Source organism: Nocardia sp. NPDC056100, from assembly GCF_042266325.1.
GTDB lineage: Bacteria > Actinomycetota > Actinomycetes > Mycobacteriales > Mycobacteriaceae > Nocardia.
This window is the reverse complement of sequence record NZ_JBHJVY010000001.1, coordinates 2,029,833-2,051,176: the sequence shown is the minus strand read 5'-3', so window position 1 is coordinate 2,051,176 and position 21,344 is coordinate 2,029,833. Positions and strand designations below refer to the sequence as shown.

Below are 21,344 nucleotides of genomic sequence, written 5' to 3'. Positions count from 1 at the left end.
TGGCCCCGCCGTTGCTACGGCGGGGCCACCCCCGTTCCGGGGCCCCGCACGGCCGATCCGGCGGGTGTGACGGCGTACGCCAGACCCCCAGGCCAGGCCGGTTTCCTCGCCGTTCACGGGCGCGGAACCCCCGGTTTGGACCGCTCGGGCCGGTCCTGTAGTCTTGGACAGTCGCTGCCCCCGGCGACAGCGCTCTGCTGTGCAGCATGATTCAGCAAATGCGCTGTGTGTACGAGGGTCCGGTTCAAATGTGAACCACAGGCCCGAGGCGGCGGTGAATACCAGACCAGTCATTCGGCGGTTTCCGGTGCAAAGCCGGAGGATCAGCCGTGTAGTACTACAGGAAGAAGGGCAGCCGACCGATGGCAACGTACGCAATCGTCAAGACCGGCGGAAAGCAGTACAAGGTCGCGGTTGGTGACCTGGTGAAGGTCGAGAAGATCGAGGGTCTGCCGGGCACTTCCGTGTCGCTGGCGCCGGTGCTGCTGGTTGATGGCGCCGAGCTGACCACCGATGCTGACAAGCTGGCGAAGGTCTCCGTGTCCGCCGAGGTCGTCGAACAGACCAAGGGCCCGAAGATCCGCATCCACAAGTTCAAGAACAAGACCGGCTACCACAAGCGTCAGGGCCACCGTCAGAAGCTGACGGTCCTGAAGGTCACCGGCATCAAGTAATCCGACTTGGGGTTCGTCACCCCGGCACGAGGAGTTTGAAATGGCACATAAGAAGGGTGCATCCAGCTCGCGCAATGGTCGCGATTCGAATGCCCAGCGGCTCGGCGTCAAGCGTTTCGGCGGCCAGGTCGTCAAGTCCGGTGAGATCCTGGTTCGCCAGCGCGGCACGCACTTCCACCCCGGTGTGAATGTCGGCCGTGGCGGCGACGACACCCTGTTCGCCCTGGCGGCGGGCGCGGTGCAGTTCGGCACCAAGCGTGGTCGCAAGACCATCAACATCGTGGTTCCGGAGCCGGTGTCGGCCTGACGCCGTCACGGAGCTAATCCACACGCACTTCGCGACGCGGGTCAGGGTTGAAATAGCCCTGGCCCGTTTTGCTGTTTTTACATAGTTCGCTCATGACACGTGCCGATCCGGCCGTGCGATCGCAAGACGACTGTCCTGAAGGAGGATGATCACCGATATGTCCAAATTCATCGACCGTGTCGTACTGCACGTGCGTGCGGGCAAGGGTGGGCACGGCTGTTCCTCGGTGCGCCGGGAGAAGTTCATGCCGTTGGGTGGACCCGATGGCGGTAACGGCGGCAATGGCGGGGATGTGATCCTCGAGGTCGACGGCAATGTGCACACGCTGCTGGACTTCCACTTCCACCCGCATGCCAAGGGCGGCAACGGTAAACCGGGCGAGGGCAATGATCGCAGCGGTAAGCGCGGCGACGGTCTGCTGCTGAAGGTGCCGGACGGCACCGTCGTGATGAGCACGGACGGTGAGATTCTGGCCGATATGGTCGGCGTCGGCACCCAGTTCATCGCCGCTCGCGGCGGCCGCGGCGGGCTCGGCAACGCCGCGCTGGTGTCCAAGGCGCGCAAGGCTCCCGGTTTCGCACTGCTCGGTGAGGAGGGCCAGGAGCGCGAGCTGATCCTGGAGCTCAAGTCGGTGGCGGATGTGGGCCTGGTGGGCTTCCCGTCGGCCGGTAAGTCCTCGCTGGTGTCGGTGCTGTCGGCGGCCAAGCCGAAGATCGCCGACTACCCGTTCACCACGCTGGTGCCGAATCTCGGTGTGGTGCTGTCGGGTGAGACGAGTTTCACGGTCGCCGATGTGCCGGGTCTGATCCCGGGCGCGAGTGAGGGCCGCGGTCTGGGCCTGGACTTCCTGCGGCATCTGGAGCGCTGCGCCGTGCTGGCGCATGTGGTCGACTGCGCGACCCTGGATCCGGGTCGCGATCCGATCTCCGATATCGACGCGCTCGAGGCCGAGCTCGCGGCGTACCAGCCCGCGCTCAAGGGCGATGAGGGACTGGGCGATCTGGCGGACCGGCCGCGCGTCGTCATTCTCAACAAGGCCGATGTCCCCGATGCCGCCGAGCTGGCGGAGATGGTGACCCCGGAGCTGAAGAAGCGCGGCTGGCCGGTGTTCACCATCTCGGCGGTGAGCCGGGAAGGCTTGCGGCCGTTGACTTTCGCGCTCGCGGACCTGATCAAGGAATACCGCGACGCGCATCCCAAGGCCGAGGCCAAGCGCGCGATCATTCGCCCGGTTGTCAAGGGCGACAGCGGTTTCAAGGTTATTCGCGATCCCGAGGTCGAGGGCGGCTTCATCGTCAGCGGTGAGCGGCCGGAGCGCTGGGTGGCGCAGACCCAGTTCGACAACGAGGAGGCCGTGGGTTACCTGGCCGACCGCCTGGCGCGCCTCGGTGTCGAGGAGGAGCTGGTCAAGCTGGGTGCCGAACCGGGCGCACCGGTGACCATCGGCGATTTCTACTTCGACTGGGAGCCGCAGATCTCCGCCGGTGTGGAGACCATGATGACCCGTCGTGGCGCCGACCCGCGCCTGGATCAGACCGAGCGCATCGGCGCGGCCGAGCGCAAGCACGCCTCGCGGGCGCGCCGCGGCCTGATCGACGACGAGGGCTAGCAGTAACCGCCCGCACCGGATTCGCGCGAATACCGGTGCGGGTGATAGGGATTCGAAGCGGCGGTACCGTACCGCGGGCGAATTGAGGTGTGGTGCAGTGAGTTCGAGTATCACGCGGGCCGAGTCCGAGCTGAGCGAAGCGCGGCGGGCGATCGCGACGGCGCGCAGCGTGGTCGTCAAGATCGGCTCCTCGGCGCTGACCAGTCTCGCGGGCGGTCTGGAGACCGAGCGGCTGGACCGGCTGGCCGATGCCGTCGAGGCGCGGATGCGGGCCGGTTCCGATGTGGTCGTGGTGTCCTCCGGGGCCATCGGCGCGGGTATCGCGCCGCTCGGATTGTCCAAGCGGCCCAAGGATCTGGCCACCAAGCAGGCCGCCGCGAGTGTGGGCCAGCTGGCCCTGGCGCACGCCTGGGGCACCTCGTTCGCGCGCTATGACCGCGTGGTCGGCCAGGTGCTGCTCAGCGCGGGCGATTTCGGCCGCCGCGAACACCATCGCAATGCCCAGCGCACCCTGGACCGGCTGCGCTCCCTGCACGCCATCGCCGTGGTGAACGAAAACGACACCGTCGCAACGGAAGAGATCCGTTTCGGCGATAACGACCGGCTCGCCGCACTGGTGGCGCACCTGGTCGGCGCGGACGCCCTCATCCTGCTATCGGATGTGGACGGGCTCTACGACGGCGACCCTCGCAAGGGTTCCGCCAATTTCATTCCCGAGGTTCGCAGCAGTGCCGATCTGGATGGCGTAATCGCCGGTAGCGGAGGCGCTTTGGGCACCGGCGGCATGGCCTCGAAGCTGGAAGCCGCGCGGCTGGCCGCCGACGCCGGGGTGCCGGTGTTGCTGGCCGCCGCATCCGATGCCGCCGCCGCGCTGTCCGGCGCGACCGTGGGCACCGCCTTCGCCGCCCGCCCGGTCCGCCTCTCGGCTCGTAAATTCTGGGTCCGCCACGCCGCCGACAGCCGGGGCGCGGTGCATATCGACGCTGGTGCGGTACAGGCCGTCGCCGAACGCCGCCGCTCCCTGCTCGCCGCCGGAATCACCAAGGTGGCCGGGCGTTTTCACGGCGGCGATGTGATCGACCTGATCTCCCCGGACGGCGCGGTCGTCGCCCGCGGGGTAGCCGCCTACGACAGCGACGAACTCGAATCCATGAAGGGCCGCTCCACCGGCGACCTCCCCGAGAACTCCCAGCGCCCCGTCGTGCACGCCGACGACCTGGTCAAGGTCTGACCGTTCAGCGTGCCCGGGTGCGCAGGCGCTCGGCGAGTTCGAGGAAGACGAAGACGTTCGGGATGGCGTTCGCCGCCACCTTGGTGAGCGAGAGCCATTCCCCGGCGACGCGAATCGCTATGTAGCCCTTGTCGACTCGGATCTCCTGCACCTCGCCCCAGGGCACCGAGCGGTTGTGCGCGCGAATCGCGCCGTGGCTCAGGGTTATCGAGCCGAACTCCAGGGATTTCCCGGTTTCGGCGGCGGCGAGGGCGAGCGGCAATTGCGCGGCCGTCACCCGCCGCCGGATCTCCGGTCCCCAGTGCTCGGCTCCGACGAATCGGTCCGTGATGAGGTAGTCGGCCCCGGACGGATCGGTCAGCTGATAGCGGTAGGTCCAGGACACGCCGGTCTCGGAGCCGTACATGCGGTGTGAGACGCGGGTGATGTCCTCGATCACCGACACTGTCTCCCAACGGAATACGTGCGTCCGCCCGCCGCTCTGCACCACCGCGCCGTGCTCGAACAGGCTCAGCTGCGCATCCCGGAATTGCGATCCGGTGCTCTGACTGCCCGTGTACTTCACCCGTGCCGCGGTGTGTTTGGGCGAACTGATGAACTGCCGCAGCCACACCAGCCCCGCGACGCCGAGGAACAGTATCGCGACCGCGAGCGCGCTGCCCGCGCCGTCGGTGATGAAGCTGGCGATGACGATCACCCCGAGAATAGCGAGCGGGATACCGTAGATCCACGCGCGCGAACCCCCGAACCAGCGGTGTGGATGGGTCGAGACATGTTGCCCGAGGCCATGTTTCGCAGCGGCAGCGATGATGAGCGGAGAAGGTTCGTCGCGCTGCCGCCCGCCCGATTCCGCCGCCCCGGACCGCTGCCGCGCCTCGTTCGACGCGTGCGCTGCCTGTGACCCGTCATCGTGCGAGGCGGACGCCTGTCGTTGGTCGTCGCGTGGGGTGGATGCCCGTGGTGCCTCGGCCTGCGGGGTGGATGTAGATGTGTCGTCGGCCGGGGTGAACGGGCTTGTGCCGGTCGGGGTTCCGATACCGCTCGGTGGGACGTCCAGGAGGCGTTGGTCGCCGATGGCACCGGTGAGTACCCCGGTCAGCAGCGCCGCGCCGATGGCCGCGGACTCGTCCGGATGCATGCCCCGGTAGGGTTCGCCGCCGAGTTCTGTCATCAGCGCGGTGAAGGCGGGCATGCGGCTGGCTCCACCGACCGGTATCACCCGGTTCACCTCGCGCATCGAGAGTCCGGCGTCGGCAAGCGCTTTCGCGATTATCGCCCGGCAGCGGTCGAGCAGGTCCGTGGTGAGTTCGACGAAGTCCGCGCGGGTGATGTTCTCGGAGAGGAACATCGGATCTCCGCCGCCGTCGGTGGCGATATGGGGCAGGTTCACGGTGCTGGTCGCGGCGCTGGAAAGCTCGATCTTGGTCTGCTCGGCGGCTACTCGAATACGCTGTAGCGCAAGTGGATTCGCGCTCAGGTCGACGCCGGTACGGGCGAGGAACCGCCGCGTGATCGAGTCCGCCAGGCGCTGATCCCAGTCATTGCCGCCGAGCGTGTTGTCCCCTCCTGTCGACCGCACCGAGGTAACGCCATCGCCGATCTCGCACAGCGCGACGCTGAACGTACCCGCGCCGAGGTCCACCACGAGTGCGATCTCCCTGTCGGGCCGGGTGTGCGCCGCGTAGGCGAGGGCGGTCAGGCTGGTTTCGCCGACCAGCCGCAGCGCTCGCAACCCCGCGAGTTCGCAGGCTTCGAGGGTGGCGCGGCGTTCGGCCTCGCCGAGGTGGGCGGGTACGGCCAGCACCACATCGGTGAATTCCTCGCCGAGCGCGGTCTGGGCGTCGCGTTTGAGTTTGCGCAGTACGCAGGCCGCGATTTGGGGTGCGGTGTAGGTCTTTCCGTGATCGGTGAAGGTCCAGTCGGTGCCGAGGCGGCGTCGTACCCCGGCGGCGGTCTGCCCCGGATGCTGAATGGACCGGTCGACGGCTTTCTGCCCGACGATGACCGAGCCGTCGTCATTGAATCCGACAACCGCCGGGGTGTATTGCGCGCCCTGGGCATTGGCGAGGATGCGGGGCCGCCCGTTCTCCAATACGCAGACAACCGATTTCGAGGTCCCCAGATCGATCCCCACCACGCGCGTCATCGCTACCCCCTGTGCGGCGGGAGGTTCCGCGGCTCCCGCCGATGATCATGTGCGAAAGCGACTGTGCCACAGATCCGGAATCGTCGACAATGGGGCAGGTGGCGGTGATTTTCACCGACCGGTCGGTCCCATATACCGCATTTCCGTGCGTGTCGGCACGGCGCGGCGAGCGAGGGGCATCGGAAGGCCATGGAAAGGGCAGTGGGCGGGCGAGCTTTTCCGCGCATCCTGGAAGTTGCACCCGGTGCCGCATCGTAGATGTGCCCTTCGCCGATAGCGGTTGCCTGGATCCGGCGCGGTCCGCCCTTGCCGCGCCGGGCTCGCGGTCCGGCGACCGCCCGCGGCGCCGGGTGCGCCCGCACCGCCGTGGAGGTAGGTATGTACATACCGCAACCGGACGACACGCAGTTGTCGTGGGCGAGTGGCCGTGACAATGTCCTCGCTCGCCGTGACGACGGCTTCGCGCATCGTCCCCTACTGCCCGACTGGCATGAGCTGCTGGCCGCCTTCTGCGGCCATATCGGTGACCAGTCCGATGATCATCCGGTCACGCGCTGGGCCCGTGGCCTGGCCGAACTGCATTTGGAACGCAATGCCGAACGCGGCGATCCGGGTGCGCCGGACCCGAGCGGCATCGACGAACGCCGTGCGCAGACGGTCACTTTCATCGATGAGTGGGTGACCAGGCGGGCGCGCCGCCGGGAAACGCGCGGCGAATCGCTCGGATCCCTCATCGACGCGATGGCGGCCGCGCATGTGCGCGCGGTGCATCTGCTCAAGACGGTGGACCGGGTATCGGACCAGCAGGTGCACGCGGCCTGGTACGACCTGGCGGAAATGGCCGCCGGGTGGACGGACCGGGCGGCGAATGTGCTGGGCGCACAGGAACGAAGATCGGCGTAGCGCGCTTGATTGAGCCGCGTGATGCGGGGTAGTGCGTGGAAGACTCCCGGTGGCAATTGGGTGCGCCGGGGTTGGGATGCGAAGTCGCGGTGTTGGAATGCTCTGGTGCGGCGGTTGTCCGAGCAATCCGGTGCTATGACGCGCAGCCCTGCCAGCGGTGATCGGCGCAAGGGGGCCGATCACCGCCGGGGGAGGATCAGCGTGCGGGGCGCGCTTCCAGGACGCAGTCCGGGGCGGCGGTGTGCACGGTGCGGGTGAGGATGAATCCGCTGCGGGCCAGTAGATTCCGGAATTCGGCTTCGGTGCGCTCCCGGCCGGTCGCGTTGACCAGCATCTCCAGGTCGATGAATTTTCCGGCGTGCGGCCGCTGATGTTCGGGCAGCACGATCTCGATGACGAGCAGGCACGCATCGGGTTCCATGGCGGCGCGCACGGTGCGCAGAATGCGTTCGGCCTCGTCATCGGACCAGTCGTGGATGATGTGTTTGAGAATGTAGGCGTCCCCGCCCTTGGGCACCGCTTCGAAGAACGAACCCTGTTCGACCGAAAGTCGTTCCGCCAGTCCGAGTTTCGCCACCTGCGCGGGCAATTCCGCGACCACCTCGGGCAGATCGAAGATGATGCCGCGCGCGGCGTCGGTGCGGCGCAGGATATCGGTGAGCAGACTGCCCTGTCCCGCGCCGATATCGACGAGCGTTCCGAATCGCCCGAAATCGTATGCGGCGAACAGTGGTTCGGCGGACAGCGTGCTGATGCTGGTCATGGCCCGGTCGAACATATCCCCGATATCGCGGTGCGCGGCGGCGTATTCGAAGAACGGCATCCCGTCCAGCGCGGGTCCGACCGACTGTCCGGTGCGCACCGCGTCCGCCAGATGCGTCCAGTGATTGCGGTGGAAATCCGATCCGAAGAACAGGATCACATCGCGCAGCGTGACATCGGCGTCACTGCGCAGCGCCTGTGACATCCCATTGAGCGCGTAGGAACCATTGCGCCGCTGGCTGAAGATATCGAAGCTGATCAGCAACCGCATGAGCCGCCGCAGTCCGTCCTCGGACACCCCAAGTGCGCGGGCCAGTTCATCCGGTTGCTTGGGTCCGTCGGCGAGCGCGTCGGCGACCCCGAGCGCGGCGGCCGCGTGGATGCCCTGGGTGAGGAATCCGGTCATCTGCAGTTCGAGTAGTGCGATATGCCCGGGAACCAGCCGCCTGTGCAACGCGGCCAGTCCGTCGCGAAACCAGCCGAGGGCGCGTACCAGGGGGAGCGGCGGAACTGATGCGGAACTGGATGTCATGGTGGACTCCAACCGATTTCAGGCAGCGGATGCGTCGAGCCTACCGCCGGGCTTCGAGATTCTCGGTCATGCGTTCGAGCACGGAGACCGCGGTACGGTATTCGTCGTCGGTGACGCCCGCGAGGGAGACCTCGCGGAAGGTGTCGATACTCGCGCCGACCTTGACCAGCCGTTCCCGGCCGTCATCGGTGAGCGCGAGCCGCTCGGCGGCCGGGCGGGCGACCCAGCCGTCGGTGAGCAGCAGGGTGACGGCGGTGTCCAGGTCGGCGGCTTCGGCATTGGCGACCAGGATGGTGTGCACCTCGTCGTCCGCCACGTCCTTGCCGTCGCGGACGACATTGAGGACCTGCCAGGCGAGCCGGGTGAGGCCGAATTCGGCCAGGGTGCCGTTCATGTAGTGGGTGATGGCGCGATCGGTGCGATTGAGCCAGTAGCCGATGGGCTTCATGACGATCATTGTCCTTCAGTGTGATTCGGCGGCGGCGTGTTCGGGCAGCAGCCGGTAGGCGAGACAGCAGGTCAGGGCTAGCGCAGCGACGACCAGCAGGCTGGCGGACGCGCCACCGGTGGTGTGGAAGTAGACGGTGGTGACAGCGGCCGCGCCGATGCTGTTGGCGAGTTGCTGCACGGCGGTGAGCGCGCCGCTGGCACTGCCGGATTCGACGGGATCGATATCGCCCAGGGTTACCCGGAAGATGGTGCCGAAACACGCGCCGAGGCCGAGGCCGGTCAGCAGCACGGGAGCGATGAGCGCCCAGCCCGATAGCGTCGAACCGTAGTGGTGGATGAGCGCGTACAGCATCAGGCTGCCGGTCAAGGTGAGCAGCAGGCCGATGAGTACGAGGGTGCGGCCCAGGCGTGCGAGCAGCTGGTGGGTGGCGATGGAGGCCACGATGATGCCGATCGAGAGGGGGACGAGCGCGAGCGCGGCCTGTGTGGGAGTGCGGCGCAGCACATCCTGGAGATACAGCGAAAGCACATACAGCAGGCCCGAGGTGGCGGCGAAGTAGATCAGGCCCAGGAGCAGGCCCGAGGTGAATCCGCGATTGCGCAGCAGTGAGGGTTCGATGAGCGGTGCGGCGGCATGCCGCTGGCGCAGGCAGAACCCGCCGAAGAACAACAGTCCGGCGGTGAGCGCAAGGATCGGGCGTGCGGTCCAGCCGTGCGCCGGGCCGTCGATGAGGCCGTAGAGCACACCCAGCATGGCGGCGGCGAGCAGTGCCGAGCCGAGCCCGTCGACGACGACGGCGCGGTCACCGGAATCGCGGGGGAGCAGCCGGATCGCGAGCACCGTCGCGAGAGTGCCGAGCAGGATATTGATCAGGAAGATGGCGCGCCAGCCGAGCCCGAGCAGGTTCGCGTCGATGAGGAATCCGGCCAGGATCGGGCCGCAGATGGCGGACAGGCCCAGCGCGGGTGCGAAGACGCCGAACGCCTTGCCGACCTCGTCGCGGGGGAAGACCGCTCCGAGAATGCCGAAGCCCTGCGGGATGAGCAGTGCGCCGAAAGCGCCCTGAAGCAATCGGAAGCCGATGATCGCGGCGGGGCCGAGGGCCAGCCCGCAGGCCACCGAGGCGAGGGTGAAGCCGATGATGCCGATCAGGAACAGTCGGCGGCGGCCGAACTTGTCACCGAGTCTGCCGCCGACCACCAGCAGCACGCCCATGGCGAGTGCGTAAGCCGCGCCGAGCCATTGGATCAGGGCCGTGCCGCCGCCGAGATCGGCGGCGATGGTGGGGGCGGCGATATTGGTGATGGTGGAGTCGAGCAGGTCGAGTATCGAGGCGAACAGGATGACCGCGAGCACGGCCCAGCGGGCGCGGCTTGTCATGGGGGACGGGTCCGCCGGTGGGACGGGTGACGTATCCGGTTGCACGGTGGGCGGTGTGGACGGGGTGTTGGCGGGCCGGGCGTGTGGCGGAGTTGCCATTGGAATGCCTTGGGGGAGTGGGTCTCACCGTGGTGAGGCCGGAATCAATTGGGGGAGAACGCGTCCGCGTGCTCGTGCGCCCACTGGGCGAAGCTGCGAGCGGGCGTGCCGAGCAGAGATCGCGTGGTGTCGGCGATGGGCTCGGGGCGTTCGGAGGTCGAAGCCCAGTACGCGAGCAGCGAATCGGCCATGGCGGCGGGCATGTGCTGGGTGAGCTGAGCGCGGGCGGCGTCCGGGGTGATCTCGACGATCGGGATATCGCGGCCGAGCACCTCGGATATCGCGGCGAGCTGAGCGCGGAAGGTGAGCGACTGTTCGCCGGTGACATGGTATGTGCCACCGCGCAATTCGTGTCCGGTGAGCGCGGCGTAGGCGATATCGGCGATGTCATCGGTGTGGATGGGCACGATCGCGGCGTCGGCGTAGGCGTGCTCGATGGGCAGGCCGTTGCTGATGAAGTACGCCCAGCCGAGGGCATTGCTGGCGAACGCGCCGGGGCGCAGCACGGTGGTGGCGATATCGGAGGCGGCGAGCGCGTTCTCGACATTCAGGTGGTGCGCGGCGAGCGAGTCTTCGGTGGCGGTCGGGCTCAGCACCGCGGAGGAAGACACCAGCACGATGTGCTCGACTCCGGCGGCGTGGGCGGCGGTGATGAAGGCGTCGATACCGGCGGGCTCGGCGTAGAGCAGCACCTGGGTGATGCCGGCGAGCGCGGCGTCGAAGGTTTCGGGGGCGTTGAGCCGGAGTTCGGTGACGTCCACTCCGGCGGGGACGGTCAGGGCACTCGGATCGGCGCTGGCGGCGCGGACGGGCAGTCCGGCGGTGCGCAGTTTGGCGATGAGCGACTGGCCGATCTTGCCGCGAGCGCCGGTGACGAGGGTGGTCATGGGATTCTCCATCGGGTTGGCATTCTGTGTCTGTGTACATATGCATGCTGTCATGCACACAATTGTAAGTCAACACATGTCTTCGATCTGGCATGGATATACGATGTGCATATGACCGCCAAGGACACCCGCACCCCCGATGACCTGCTCAATGCCGTGGGACCGGCATTCGGCAAACTGCGCCGCACCTCACTGCTGGAGGTCGAGAACCCCATCTCCGCAAAGGATTTGAGCCGCACGCTGGTGCTGAATCTCATCCAGGAGCACAACGCTCAGCCGGGGGCGGAGGTGACCGTCGGCAAGGTCGCCGAACTACTCGGCACCGATCCGTCGGTGGCCAGTCGTATGGTCAGCGAGAACATCAAGGCGGGCTATCTGATTCGCGCCGCCTCGCAGCAGGACGGCAGGCGCACCGTGCTGGAGTTGAGCCCGCAGGGCGAGGAACTCATGACCCGGTTCCGCAAGCATCAGCGCGATGCCTACGACTACATCACCGCCGACTGGCCCGAATCGGACCGCCTGGATTTCGCCCGGCTCATGCTCCGATACGTCGATTCCCTGGAAGCGCTGAAGGATCGAGGGCTCGCCAAAGACGCCTAGCCGCCGACCCCGAGGCTGCCCGGCTCAGGAGGGTGTCGCCAGGGCGAAGGGTAGGACGGCGTCCGCACCGGCGGCGCGCAGGGCGCGGGTGGCCATGGTGAAGGTCCAGCCGGTGTCGGTCAGGGCGTCGACCAGCAGGATGGGGCCGTCCACCTCGGTGAGATCGGGTGTCTCCCAGGCATTGTCGAGCGCCGCGACGCGGTGCGCGGAGTTGACCGCGGAGACCGGCGGGAGATCGGGGCGCAGATAGAGGGTGCCCAGATCGCGCAGGCGGCCGATCTCCGCCAGGCGGGCGGCGAGTGAGGTGGTGAGCAGGCGGCGACCGGGGGAGTCCAGGGCCAGCACCGCGGTGGGGCGTTCGGCCCAATCCCATTCGCGCAGCACGATGGTGCAGGCTTTGAAGACCTCGTCCGGAACGGGTGCGTCGGGTGCGTCCAGCAGTGCGCGCAGGCGCTGACCCCAGCCGAGATCGCTGAGGCGGCCGAGCACCCGGCCGGTCTCCGCGCCGTGAGTGATCTTGCCGGACAGCGAGATTCCGAGTTTCGACATGCCGGTGGGCCACTGCTTGCGCGGCGCGAGATCGATGCCGGGGCGGTCCAGGCGGGTGCGGATGGCCGCCAGATCGGCGGCGTCGACCGTGGTGTCCTGACTGGTTCCGGTGCAGTTGTCGCAGCGCCCGCAGCCGGGGGAGTCGGCGCGCAGATCCGGATCGTCGAGTTGGCGGCGCAGGAAGTTCATCCGGCATTCGGCGGTGGACTGATAGTCGATCATGGCCTGCTGCTCGGCATTTCGGGCGATGCTCAGGCGCTCATAGCGTTCGGTGTCGTACTCCCAGGGCTGTCCGGTATCGATCCAGCCGCCGCGCACCCGCTGCACCGCGCCGTCCACATCGAGCACCTTGAGCACCATTTCCAGGCGGGAGCGGTTCAGCTCCACCAGGGGTTCGAGGGCAGCGGTGGACAGTGCGCGATCGAGATTCAGCGCGGCCAGCACCGAGCGCACGATGTGCTCGCGGGGGAAGGCCACCGAGGCGAAGTAGCTCCAGATCTGGCGGTCCTCCGGCCCGGGCAGCAGCACCACCTCGGCGCGTTCGGTACCGCGCCCCGCACGCCCGACCTGCTGGTAGTAGGAGATGGGCGAGGACGGCGCGCCCACGTGCACCACGAAACCGAGATCGGGCTTGTCGAAACCCATACCCAGCGCGGAGGTGGCGATGAGCGCCTTGACCTCGTTGTTCAACAGCGCGGCCTCGAGCGCCTCGCGTTCGGTGGGGTCGGTCTGACCGGTGTACGCCGCCACATGGTGACCGTGTGAGTTCAGCACATCGGCGAGATCGTGCGCCGCCGCCACGGTGAGAGCGTAAACGATGCCGCTGCCGGGCAATTCGTGCAATTTGCGACTGAGCCAGGCGGTGCGTTCCACCGCGTCCGGAATGCGCACCACGGACAGGTGCAGCGATTCGCGGTCCAGGCCGCCGCGCAAAACCAGTGTGTCGGTGCCGATCTGCGTCGCCACATCGGTGACCACGCGGTCATTGGCGGTCGCGGTGGTCGCCAGTACCGGCACATCGGAGCCGAGATCGGCGATGAGCGTGCGGATTCGGCGATAGTCGGGCCGGAAATCATGCCCCCAGTCCGAGACGCAGTGCGCTTCGTCGATCACGACGAGTCCGGCGTCGGCGGCCAGTTTGGGCAGTACGGCATCGCGGAAGTCGGGATTGTTGAGCCGCTCGGGACTCACCAGCAGCACATCCACCTCGCCCGCCGCGACCTGGGCGTGGATCTCGTCCCATTCGGTGACATTGCCCGAATTAATGGTCGCCGCAACGACTCCCGCGCGTTCGGCGGAGGAGACCTGATTGCGCATGAGCGCCAGCAGCGGTGACACGATCACCGTCGGACCGCGCCCCGCCGCGCGCAGCAGCTTGGCCGAGATGAAGTACACCGCCGACTTACCCCAGCCGGTGCGCTGCACCACCAGGGCCCGCCGCCGCTGCACCACCAGCGCCTCGATGGCCACCCACTGATCCTCGCGCAACCGCGCGTTCGGCCCGGCCAGCTCACGCAACAGCCGTTCGGCATCGGGTCGCAGCTCGCTGGAGGTACCGGTTCGGGTCGCGTCGGTCGAGGTCACGCGCTCCATCGTGCCTCACCGCACCGACACGACCCAGCTCCAACCCGACTTCGCACCCCGCCACGCTGTGTGTTCCAGGCGTGTCCGGCGAATCGCGGTCGGCATGTGCCCCGGTCGTCGATGGGAATTACGCGTGCGCCGCCGCGAGGTGTGCGTCGACCATGGTGCGGATCAAGGTGTCGATCGGCAGCCAGGGGAAGCTGGGGCGATCCTGGCGCAGCGTGATCATGCCGTGCATGGCGGCCCAGAGGCATAGGGCCGTGGCGTCCGGGTCGGTGCTGCCGCAGTCGGCGGCCGCGTCGATGAGCAGTCGCATGGTCGGCAGCCCGGGGAGCTGCCCCTCGGTGGGTTCCCATCCGGGTGTGCCCGCGGTGCCGAACAGGACGCGGTAGTGACCGGGATTCCGGGTGCCGTAGTCGACGTAGGCGTGGCAGATGGATGAAAGCCGTTCGGCGGCATTGCCTTTCGGAACCGCATCGCGCGCGGTCTCCAGCGTCTCGCGCAATTCGGCGAACCGGACCTGGTACACCGCCGTCAACAGCTCGCGCCGATCGGCGAAATGCAGGTACACGCTCTGCGGTGCGATCCCGGCGGCGCGGGCCACCGCGCGCAGTGACAGCGCTTCCTGCCCGTCCAGATCTTCCAGCAGCGTGCTGGCCGCCGTCACCAGCTCTGCGCGCAGCAGTGCGCCCTCGCCGCGGCGATTACGGCTGCGAATGGGTTTGTCCGACACCTTGACAGCGTACCAAGACAGCCGTCTACTTACACCCGTAAGCAGACGGCTGTCTTGTTAAGGAAGAACCCATGCTCACAGTCACCCGCGTCGTCCACGCCAGCGTCCTGCTCGATTTCGGCGGCGCGCGCATCCTCACCGATCCGTGGCTCTCCGAACGCCGCTTCTACTACCAGGGCGAACCGCGCGGTATCGCCACCGCCGCCGACCTGCCCGAACTCGCGGGCATCGTCATCAGTCATGAGCACTACGACCATTGCGATCTGGCTGCCCTGATCGAATATCCGGACAGGACAGTGCCTTTCGCTGTGGTGCCCGGTCTGGCCGCCAAGGTGCGCGCCGCCGGTTTCGCCAACGTGACCGAACTCGCGCCCTGGCAGACCACTCACCTCGGCCCCGTGGAGGTGACTGCCGCACCCGCGAAACACGGTGTCCCCGAAGTGACTTTCGTGCTGCGCGCGGATGGCCACACCGTCTATTTCGGCGCGGACACCCTGCGCATCGCGGAACTGGATGAGGTCGCCCGCCGCTTTCCGGATATCGATCTGGCCCTGCTCCCCATCAATGGCCTGCGCATCCGCCCGCTGCTGAATCACCAGGTCGTCATGGACGCGGCCGAGGCCGCCGACCTCACCCGCGCCCTGCGTCCCCGCCTGTCGGTGCCCATCCACTACGCCTTCACCAGCGGCCCGATAGGGGATCGCGTCATGACCAAATCCGATCGCAATCGCCCGGATCTCTACCTCGATGCCGCCGCCGATCTGGCCCCGGATACCAAGGTGCACATCCTGGATCCGGGCATATCGCTCACCGTGTGACCAGCTTCGTTGCGGCTCGGTCAAGATCGCGCACAATCCCCGGTGGTGGCGGACAATGAGGTGCCGGAACCGCGCGGTCTTCCGGTGACAGGGAGACGGTCATGCCGGAGAAGTTTCCGTCGCCCGCCGGGTGGACGCCACCGGGGGCGCAATTTCGCAGTAGCGGAGGGGTTTCGAGGGCTCTCACCGGCGCGCTCGTCTGCCTGATCCTCACGCCCATCGGCATTGTCTTCGCCGCCCGGGGCGCGGCGGATATGCGCCAGTGGGGAATCCTGGGTGACTTCGCCGACCGTCTCGGCTCCACCCTGCAAATCCTGTTCGGCGCGGCCCTGTTCCTACTCGTGGCAGCCCTGGCCGCCTACTCTCCGGCGGGAACCATTGTGGCGGGCCTGATTTGGGGCGTGCTCCCCGGCCTGCTGCACCTGATCTTCCCCGACGACACCTTCCGCATCATCGGCGATCTACCCCGCATCAGCGACGACCTGCACGTGGCCCTCTACCAATGGCTGCAATCCGGCTTCCCGCTGATAGTGGGAATCCTTCTGATCGGTGCGGGCGTGGCCACCACCCTGCGCCGCCGCTGACCGGCACCGAACCCGTTCCGGCGCAACCGAATCCGATTGCGCCGGAACACCCCTCACCCCTTCACGCACAGCACCTGCCGCAGCGTATGCACCACATCCACCAGATTCCCCTGCGCCGCGATCACCTGATCGATGTCCTTGTACGCACCCGGAATCTCATCCACCACCCCCGCATCCTTCCGAGACTCCACCCCCTCGGTTTGCTTAATGAGATCCGCAACAGTGAACTGCCGCTTGGCCGCATTCCGACTCATCCGACGCCCCGCCCCATGTGAAGCCGAGCAGAACGAATCCGGATTCCCCTTCCCCCGAACCACATACGACCGAGTCCCCATCGACCCCGGAATCAACGCCAAATCCCCCTTCCCCGCCCGCACCGCACCCTTACGAGTGACGAGCATGGGAACCCCGTCGATAATCTCCTCCGCCACATAGTTGTGATGGCAGGAAATGGGCTTGTCGAAAACAACGTCGCGTTCGGAGAATTCCTCGCGCACCGCCCTGCACACCAGCGCCAGCATTACCGCTCGATTGCGGGCCGCGTATTCCTGCGCCCACGTCAGATCGCGGCGGTACGCATCCATTTCCGGTGTACCGGAGACGAATACGGCGAGGTCCTTGTCCGGCAGGTCCCGGTTATGCGGGAGCACGCGCGCGACGGCCATATGTCGCTCGGCCAGTTCCTTACCGATATTCCGGCTTCCGGAATGCAGCAGAATCCATACCTGCTGCTCCGAATCCAGACAAACCTCGCAGAAGTGATTCCCTCCGCCCAGCGTGCCCATCTGCTTGTGCGCCTTGGACTCTCGCGACTGCACCGCCGGATCCAGTGTCGCGAAGCCCTTCCAGAACCGATCCCATCCGGCGCGCTGCGAATTGCTGATCTGGTGCCCGGAGACCTCAGCGTTCAGCCGATTCACATTCACCGAATCATCGTGTGCGGCAAAGCCGACCGGCACCGCCGCCTCGATCCGGGTGCGCAGTGCGTGCAGGCTGTCGGGCAGATCGCTCGCCTTCAGTGAGGTCCGCACGGCTTCCATTCCACACCCGATGTCGACGCCGACCGCCGCGGGCGAGACCGCGTCCCGCATCGCGATGACGGACCCGACCGTCGCCCCCTTGCCGAGGTGCACATCCGGCATGACCCGTACCCCGTGCACCCATTCCAGCGCGGCGATATTGCGCAGCTGTTGCAGGGCGGCGGGCTCGACCTCGTGCTCGTGGGCCCACATGAGCGTCTGCGCTCGAGTTCCGCGCAGCTCTACGGGAAACATTGGACATTCCTTCCTTCGGATTGCCCTTCACCGTAGGTGCCCATCCGCCGGGGCGCACCGCATTTTCGGCGGGCATACGCCCCGGAACAGCTCAGGGTTCGACGAAATCTGCTGCTGGGAACGGAGACCACCGTGCGAATGGTCAGCGATTCGCGATTGAATAGTTCAGCGGGGACGCAAACCATCGAGTATGACGGCGAATCCCCGTTCGCGTTGCGCGGCATCCATGGCGTCCAGATGTACGGCGATGAAGAAACCCTTGAGGACCGACATGAGGTCGCCGAGTTCGATATCGCCGCGCACCGCCCCGGCCTGCTGTGCGCGAGTCAGCAATTCGCCGATGGTGGACTGCAGCTCGCGCGTCGGGCCCGCGTAGGTGTGCGCGCCCTGCGGTCCGAGCGCATCGGCGAGATCGCGTTTGACGCCTCCGCCGGAATCCATCTGCCGCAGGAAGGCGAAGAAGGCCGCGCCCGCGTCGTCGGCGGTGAGCGCGGCGCGGGCGCGCCCGGTCATGCGGTCGACGCGGTCCACGATGGCGGCCTCGAAAAGTGCTTCCTTGGTGGGGAAGTGGCGGTACACGGTGCCCGCGCCGACGCCCGCGCGCCGCGCTATCTCGTCCAGGGGTACCGAAATGCCCTCCGCGGCAAAGGCTTCCTGCGCGGCGGCGAGCACCCGCTCGCGATTGCGGCGGGCGTCGGCGCGGAGCGGGCGTTCGGTCATCACCGGCAGCCTACCCATTGACAACCGGGGCGAGCGCCCCGAATACTAATCGGGGCGTACGTTCCGTTTAATTCCGAATACTTCCCAATCCCGTGGAGACCTCATGTCCACTGCCGTGGAAACCCCTCGTGAACTGGTAGAACGACTCTTCAACGGCCTGCCGGACCGTAATCCGGACGCCTTCGCCGCACTGATGGCCCCCGATGCCGTCTTCGAAATCCCCTTCACGATTCCGGGAATGCAGACCCGCTTCGAAGGCCGCGACGAGATTCGCGAGCATCTGGCCCGCTGGTGGTCGGGCAGCGTCACCGAGGTGCAGGTGCACGCCATCGACGCGGCCATCTACGAAACCACCGATCCCGGACTGTTTTTCGTGGAGAACGATGTCGAGCTCACCCGCAAGGGTGAACCGCGCGTCCGGGTGCGCACCTCGGTCAATGTGGTCCGGGTGCGCGACGGTCAGGTCGTGCTCTTCCGTGACTACATGGACACCGCGCGCCTGCTCGCGCTGTCCGGGAGGCTGCGCGAACAGGTGTGACCTGGATGACCCACTCGATCGCGTGCAAACAGTTAGTGCATTAACTATTATGGCCCTAACGGTATGGATCGAGGAGGGCTGAGCTGTGGAGTTGGATGTCGAGGATCCGCTGCGGTTGGACCGGCAGGTGTGTTTCGCGCTGGCCGTCGCCAATCGCGCGGTGCTGGCCGTCTACCGGCCGCTGCTCGAACCGATGGGTCTCACGCACCCGCAGTATCTGGTGATGCTGGCGCTGTGGGGAGAGGCCCCGATGTCGGTGAAGGATATCGGCGAGGCCATCCAACTCGATTCGCCGACGCTGTCGCCGCTGCTCAAGCGGCTCGAAGCCGCCGGGTTCATCACCCGGCGGCGGGACGCGCACGATGAGCGCAATCTCGTCATCGATCTGACCGCGGCCGGGCGCGAACTGCGTGCGCAGGCCGAGAGGATTCCACCGGCGGTGGTGGAACGGCTCGGCGTCAGCCTGGCCGATCTGGAGGATCTGCGCGAGGTGCTCAATCGCGTGAATCAGGCGGCGCGCCGATCGGTGCTGTCGGACACGAAGGGAACCCGGTCATGAAGCATCCCAATCCGGCGCAGTGGATCGGCTATTCGTGCGGTATGCGACTCCCGGATGAGCTCCAGGAGTGGGTCCGCAATGATCTGACCGGAAAGTTCGCGGTGCCACGGCATTTGGTGCGCGGCATGTTCCCGCTGCTGCCGATCTTCGCGGCGTTCCTGCTGTTCCCGGGTGAATTGTGGTTGCGCGCCAGCATGATTCTGCTCGCCGTGCTGCTGGCGGGGTTCTACATCATCGCGTACATGCCGATGAACCGCGCGCATCGACTGGAAAAGCACGGCCTCCCAGCAGATTTGGAGAACCCGACGCGAGCTTCACAACGCGCGGCAGAACGCGCGGCGTACGAGGCCCGCTACGGGCGATAGCCGAAAATGGCAGCGGCCGAACCTATTCGGTCGCTGCCATTGGCGTCTACTGTGCGTTCTTGGTGCAGGCTGAGGCGATGACCTTGGCCGCGCGCGGGCTGGCGCTGCCGAGGTCGGGGAACGGCGGGTTGCTCTCGCCGAGCCCGGCGACCGCCGCACCTTCGGCTTCTTCGCGGGTACCCGCTGCGGCCCAGCCGAATGCGCCGTCCGCGCCCTGGGCGAGCGCACCGCACCCGTCGGTGAAGCGGAAGACGATTTCGCAGTCGTAGTTGGCGCAATCGCGGATGGCGGCGGCGTCCGCGGTCACCTTGGTGTTCTCGGCGGTGACGACGCCGCCGTTCTTGAGCTTGGAGACCGCGATCGCGCCGTAGTACTGCGGTGCGGCGTGCGCGGTGGCGGCGGCCAGGGCGCAGGACATGGTCACGGCCGCGGTGAGTGCGGTGATTCGAGCAACCGACAAGAGAATTCCTGACGTTTCAGAAACTGGGCGAACGAGGCCGATAGTAGACGATCGACCTTGCCCGCCTGGTCGGCTTGGGTGAACCGAATCAGTCGCGCACGGCACGCGCGGGTAGCAGCCCGAACGGGTCCGGATGGATCTGCCGCGCGAAGTCCATCACCTCCACCGCGTGCGGGCGCAGCCGCAGCAGTACGAAGTCGTCACCGTCCGGTCCGGCGGGGAAGAATTTCTCGAAGCCGTTGATCCAGCGCTCTTTTCGCGTGGCGAGGTCATCAACGATCTCGGTGGTGGCGTGCACGCTCACATAGGCCGGGGTGTCCCGGTCCTGCACCGCGTAGGTCACCCTGGGGTGCACGGCGATATCGGCGGCCTTGCGGGATTTCGGGCTGGTGCCGATCCAGATGGTCCCGTCGTCGTCGAGGCCGACGTGCTGCACCAGCCGGGCATTGGGGATCTCATCGCCGATGGTGATGAGGAAGCCGTAGGTGTTGGCGCGCAGCAATGCCGCGGCGACCTCGAATAGTGCGGCGGTGTGCGGACCCTCGGACATCGCGTTCTCCTGTCACTCCATATAGATCGATTGCTCTATATGGAGTGATCGTACTACTTCGTTCAGGAGAGCGCTTTGCGCAGGGCCGTGAAGGCGGAGCCATTGGCCTGCCGGGTCTCCGGAAGGTGCCAGGCCATCGTCATGAACCCGTGGATGGTCCCGTTCCAGCGATGGATCTCGGTCGGCACCCCGGCATCGCGCAGCAGTCGGCCGTAGTGCTCATCCTCATCGCGCAGCGGATCGAACTCGGCACTGGCGATATAGGCGGGTGGCAGTCCCGTCAGATCGGCGAGCAGCGGATTGGCGTACGGGTCCGACGCATCATCGACGGAGTTCAGGTATTGCTGCCAGTACCAGCGTATTTGGGCCGAGGTGGTGAAGTAGCCGGTGGCGTTCTCGGTATGCGAGACCGAATCGCAGGCCGGATCCAGCATGGGATAGAGCAGCAGCTGGAACGCGATATCCGGACCGCCGCTATCGCGGGCCTGGATGGCGGCGACGGTGGCGAGGGTGCCGCCCGCGCTGTCACCGGCCACCGCCAGCCGCGCCGGATCACCGCCGAGGGCTTCGGCATGGTCGGCGACCCAGCGCAGCACGGCGTAGGCGTCATCCGAGGCGGCGGGGAAGCGGGCATCCGGTGCGCGGCGGTAGTCGACCGAAATGACAATGACCCCGGCCTCATTCGCCATGACACGGCAGAACTTATCGTGACTCTCGAGATTGCAGAGCACGAACCCGCCGCCGTGATAGAACACCACGACTCCCGGCGTCCGCTCGGTGAGCGCGGGCCGATAGATCCGCACCGGCACCTCGGGTGCGCCATCGGGCCCCGGCACCAGCCAATCCTCCACCCCGCCAACGGGAATCGGCTCGACGGCGGGCGGCGCGGGTCGCGCGGCCAGGAATGTCCGCGCCTCGGCGGCATCGACCACCTTGGTGCCGAGCTCGGGGAAAGCGGCGGTGGCCGCATCGGTGAAGGCTTGCCATTCCGGCGACAGGGGCATCGCGGACTCCTGGGATGGGCTTGGG

General features: G+C 67.0%; 23 protein-coding genes. 11 read left to right on the top strand and 12 right to left on the bottom strand.

The window, feature by feature from the left end:
- Positions 1–362: 362 nt before the first annotated feature.
- The 4 genes from rplU to proB all read left to right on the top strand — a co-directional run bounded on the left by rplU (position 363) and on the right by proB (position 3,821).
- Positions 363–674, top strand: a complete 312-nt coding sequence (rplU, locus tag ACFC0O_RS09545) for a 50S ribosomal protein L21 (protein WP_067568881.1) — start codon at positions 363–365, stop codon at positions 672–674.
- Between the two features lie 40 nt (positions 675–714).
- Positions 715–981, top strand: coding sequence for a 50S ribosomal protein L27 (gene rpmA, locus ACFC0O_RS09540; protein ID WP_364629570.1), 267 nt, complete (start codon positions 715–717; stop codon positions 979–981).
- 157 nt (positions 982–1,138) lie between these two features.
- A complete protein-coding gene (obgE, locus tag ACFC0O_RS09535; RefSeq protein WP_375955261.1) occupies positions 1,139–2,590 on the top strand; it encodes a GTPase ObgE in 1,452 nt (483 codons plus the stop codon).
- 130 nt (positions 2,591–2,720) lie between these two features.
- Positions 2,721–3,821 (top strand): glutamate 5-kinase, encoded by a 1,101-nt coding sequence (gene proB / locus ACFC0O_RS09530; protein ID WP_375956067.1) that lies wholly within the window; start codon positions 2,721–2,723, stop codon positions 3,819–3,821.
- A 4-nt stretch (positions 3,822–3,825) separates the two neighbouring features.
- Here the strand turns inward: proB and ACFC0O_RS09525 are convergent, their stop codons facing one another.
- Positions 3,826–5,967 carry a DUF6585 family protein gene (locus ACFC0O_RS09525; protein WP_375955259.1) on the bottom strand — a complete coding sequence of 714 codons (2,142 nt, stop codon included), beginning with the start codon at positions 5,965–5,967 and terminating at the stop codon, positions 3,826–3,828.
- A gap of 378 nt (positions 5,968–6,345) precedes the next feature.
- Between ACFC0O_RS09525 and ACFC0O_RS09520 the strand changes: the two genes are divergently transcribed.
- Positions 6,346–6,870 carry a DUF4254 domain-containing protein gene (locus ACFC0O_RS09520; RefSeq protein ID WP_375955258.1) on the top strand — a complete coding sequence of 175 codons (525 nt, stop codon included), beginning with the start codon at positions 6,346–6,348 and terminating at the stop codon, positions 6,868–6,870.
- A gap of 196 nt (positions 6,871–7,066) precedes the next feature.
- Here ACFC0O_RS09520 and ACFC0O_RS09515 read toward each other — a convergent pair whose 3' ends face one another.
- From ACFC0O_RS09515 to ACFC0O_RS09500, 4 genes are read right to left on the bottom strand one after another with little or no spacing between them, the layout of a single operon-like run.
- Positions 7,067–8,164: a methyltransferase gene (locus ACFC0O_RS09515; protein ID WP_375955257.1), complete on the bottom strand. Its 1,098-nt coding sequence runs from the start codon at positions 8,162–8,164 to the stop codon at positions 7,067–7,069.
- A gap of 40 nt (positions 8,165–8,204) precedes the next feature.
- Positions 8,205–8,621, bottom strand: a complete 417-nt coding sequence (locus ACFC0O_RS09510) for a MarR family winged helix-turn-helix transcriptional regulator (RefSeq protein ID WP_375955255.1) — start codon at positions 8,619–8,621, stop codon at positions 8,205–8,207.
- Positions 8,622–8,627: 6 nt separating this feature from the next.
- Positions 8,628–10,094, bottom strand: coding sequence for an MFS transporter (locus ACFC0O_RS09505; RefSeq protein WP_375955253.1), 1,467 nt, complete (start codon positions 10,092–10,094; stop codon positions 8,628–8,630).
- A gap of 44 nt (positions 10,095–10,138) precedes the next feature.
- A complete protein-coding gene (locus tag ACFC0O_RS09500; RefSeq protein ID WP_375955251.1) occupies positions 10,139–10,981 on the bottom strand; it encodes an NAD(P)H-binding protein in 843 nt (280 codons plus the stop codon).
- 111 nt (positions 10,982–11,092) lie between these two features.
- Here ACFC0O_RS09500 and ACFC0O_RS09495 point away from each other — a divergent pair, with 111 nt between their 5' ends.
- Positions 11,093–11,581, top strand: a complete 489-nt coding sequence (locus ACFC0O_RS09495; protein WP_364629591.1) for a MarR family winged helix-turn-helix transcriptional regulator — start codon at positions 11,093–11,095, stop codon at positions 11,579–11,581.
- A gap of 24 nt (positions 11,582–11,605) precedes the next feature.
- On the opposite strand, the gene ACFC0O_RS09490 is transcribed toward ACFC0O_RS09495, so the two are convergent.
- Together ACFC0O_RS09490 and ACFC0O_RS09485 are read right to left on the bottom strand one after the other, a co-directional pair.
- Complete coding sequence (locus tag ACFC0O_RS09490; protein ID WP_375955248.1) at positions 11,606–13,723, bottom strand: RecQ family ATP-dependent DNA helicase; 2,118 nt, start codon at positions 13,721–13,723, stop codon at positions 11,606–11,608.
- Between the two features lie 118 nt (positions 13,724–13,841).
- Positions 13,842–14,447, bottom strand: a complete 606-nt coding sequence (locus ACFC0O_RS09485) for a TetR/AcrR family transcriptional regulator (protein WP_375955246.1) — start codon at positions 14,445–14,447, stop codon at positions 13,842–13,844.
- Positions 14,448–14,518: 71 nt separating this feature from the next.
- On the opposite strand from ACFC0O_RS09485, the gene ACFC0O_RS09480 reads away from it, so the two are divergent.
- Complete coding sequence (locus tag ACFC0O_RS09480) at positions 14,519–15,265, top strand: MBL fold metallo-hydrolase (protein WP_375955244.1); 747 nt, start codon at positions 14,519–14,521, stop codon at positions 15,263–15,265.
- Positions 15,266–15,366: 101 nt separating this feature from the next.
- Positions 15,367–15,849 carry a hypothetical protein gene (locus tag ACFC0O_RS09475; RefSeq protein ID WP_364629602.1) on the top strand — a complete coding sequence of 161 codons (483 nt, stop codon included), beginning with the start codon at positions 15,367–15,369 and terminating at the stop codon, positions 15,847–15,849.
- 53 nt (positions 15,850–15,902) lie between these two features.
- Here the strand turns inward: ACFC0O_RS09475 and ACFC0O_RS09470 are convergent, their stop codons facing one another.
- Positions 15,903–17,123, bottom strand: coding sequence for an RtcB family protein (locus tag ACFC0O_RS09470; protein WP_375955242.1), 1,221 nt, complete (start codon positions 17,121–17,123; stop codon positions 15,903–15,905).
- A gap of 165 nt (positions 17,124–17,288) precedes the next feature.
- The gene (locus ACFC0O_RS09465; protein WP_375955240.1) at positions 17,289–17,843 is read right to left on the bottom strand and encodes a TetR/AcrR family transcriptional regulator; all 555 of its coding nucleotides are present in this window, start codon (positions 17,841–17,843) and stop codon (positions 17,289–17,291) included.
- Positions 17,844–17,946: 103 nt separating this feature from the next.
- Here ACFC0O_RS09465 and ACFC0O_RS09460 point away from each other — a divergent pair, with 103 nt between their 5' ends.
- The 3 genes from ACFC0O_RS09460 (at position 17,947) to ACFC0O_RS09450 (ending at position 19,305) form a co-directional block, all read left to right on the top strand.
- Complete coding sequence (locus ACFC0O_RS09460) at positions 17,947–18,381, top strand: nuclear transport factor 2 family protein (RefSeq protein ID WP_375955238.1); 435 nt, start codon at positions 17,947–17,949, stop codon at positions 18,379–18,381.
- A gap of 91 nt (positions 18,382–18,472) precedes the next feature.
- On the top strand, positions 18,473–18,940 hold the full coding sequence (locus tag ACFC0O_RS09455; protein WP_375956064.1) for a MarR family winged helix-turn-helix transcriptional regulator: 468 nt from the start codon (positions 18,473–18,475) through the stop codon (positions 18,938–18,940).
- The gene (locus ACFC0O_RS09450) at positions 18,937–19,305 is read left to right on the top strand and encodes a DUF5313 family protein (RefSeq protein ID WP_364629613.1); all 369 of its coding nucleotides are present in this window, start codon (positions 18,937–18,939) and stop codon (positions 19,303–19,305) included. The genes ACFC0O_RS09455 and ACFC0O_RS09450 overlap by 4 nt, the downstream gene beginning before the upstream one ends.
- A 46-nt stretch (positions 19,306–19,351) precedes the next feature.
- Here ACFC0O_RS09450 and ACFC0O_RS09445 read toward each other — a convergent pair whose 3' ends face one another.
- From ACFC0O_RS09445 to ACFC0O_RS09435, 3 genes are all read right to left on the bottom strand, one after another.
- On the bottom strand, positions 19,352–19,765 hold the full coding sequence (locus ACFC0O_RS09445) for a DUF4189 domain-containing protein (protein WP_375955235.1): 414 nt from the start codon (positions 19,763–19,765) through the stop codon (positions 19,352–19,354).
- A gap of 88 nt (positions 19,766–19,853) precedes the next feature.
- Entirely contained in the window at positions 19,854–20,315 is a 462-nt protein-coding gene (locus ACFC0O_RS09440; RefSeq protein ID WP_375955233.1) for a pyridoxamine 5'-phosphate oxidase family protein, read from the bottom strand.
- A 62-nt stretch (positions 20,316–20,377) separates the two neighbouring features.
- Positions 20,378–21,319, bottom strand: a complete 942-nt coding sequence (locus tag ACFC0O_RS09435) for an alpha/beta hydrolase (protein ID WP_375955231.1) — start codon at positions 21,317–21,319, stop codon at positions 20,378–20,380.
- Positions 21,320–21,344 lie beyond the last annotated feature (25 nt).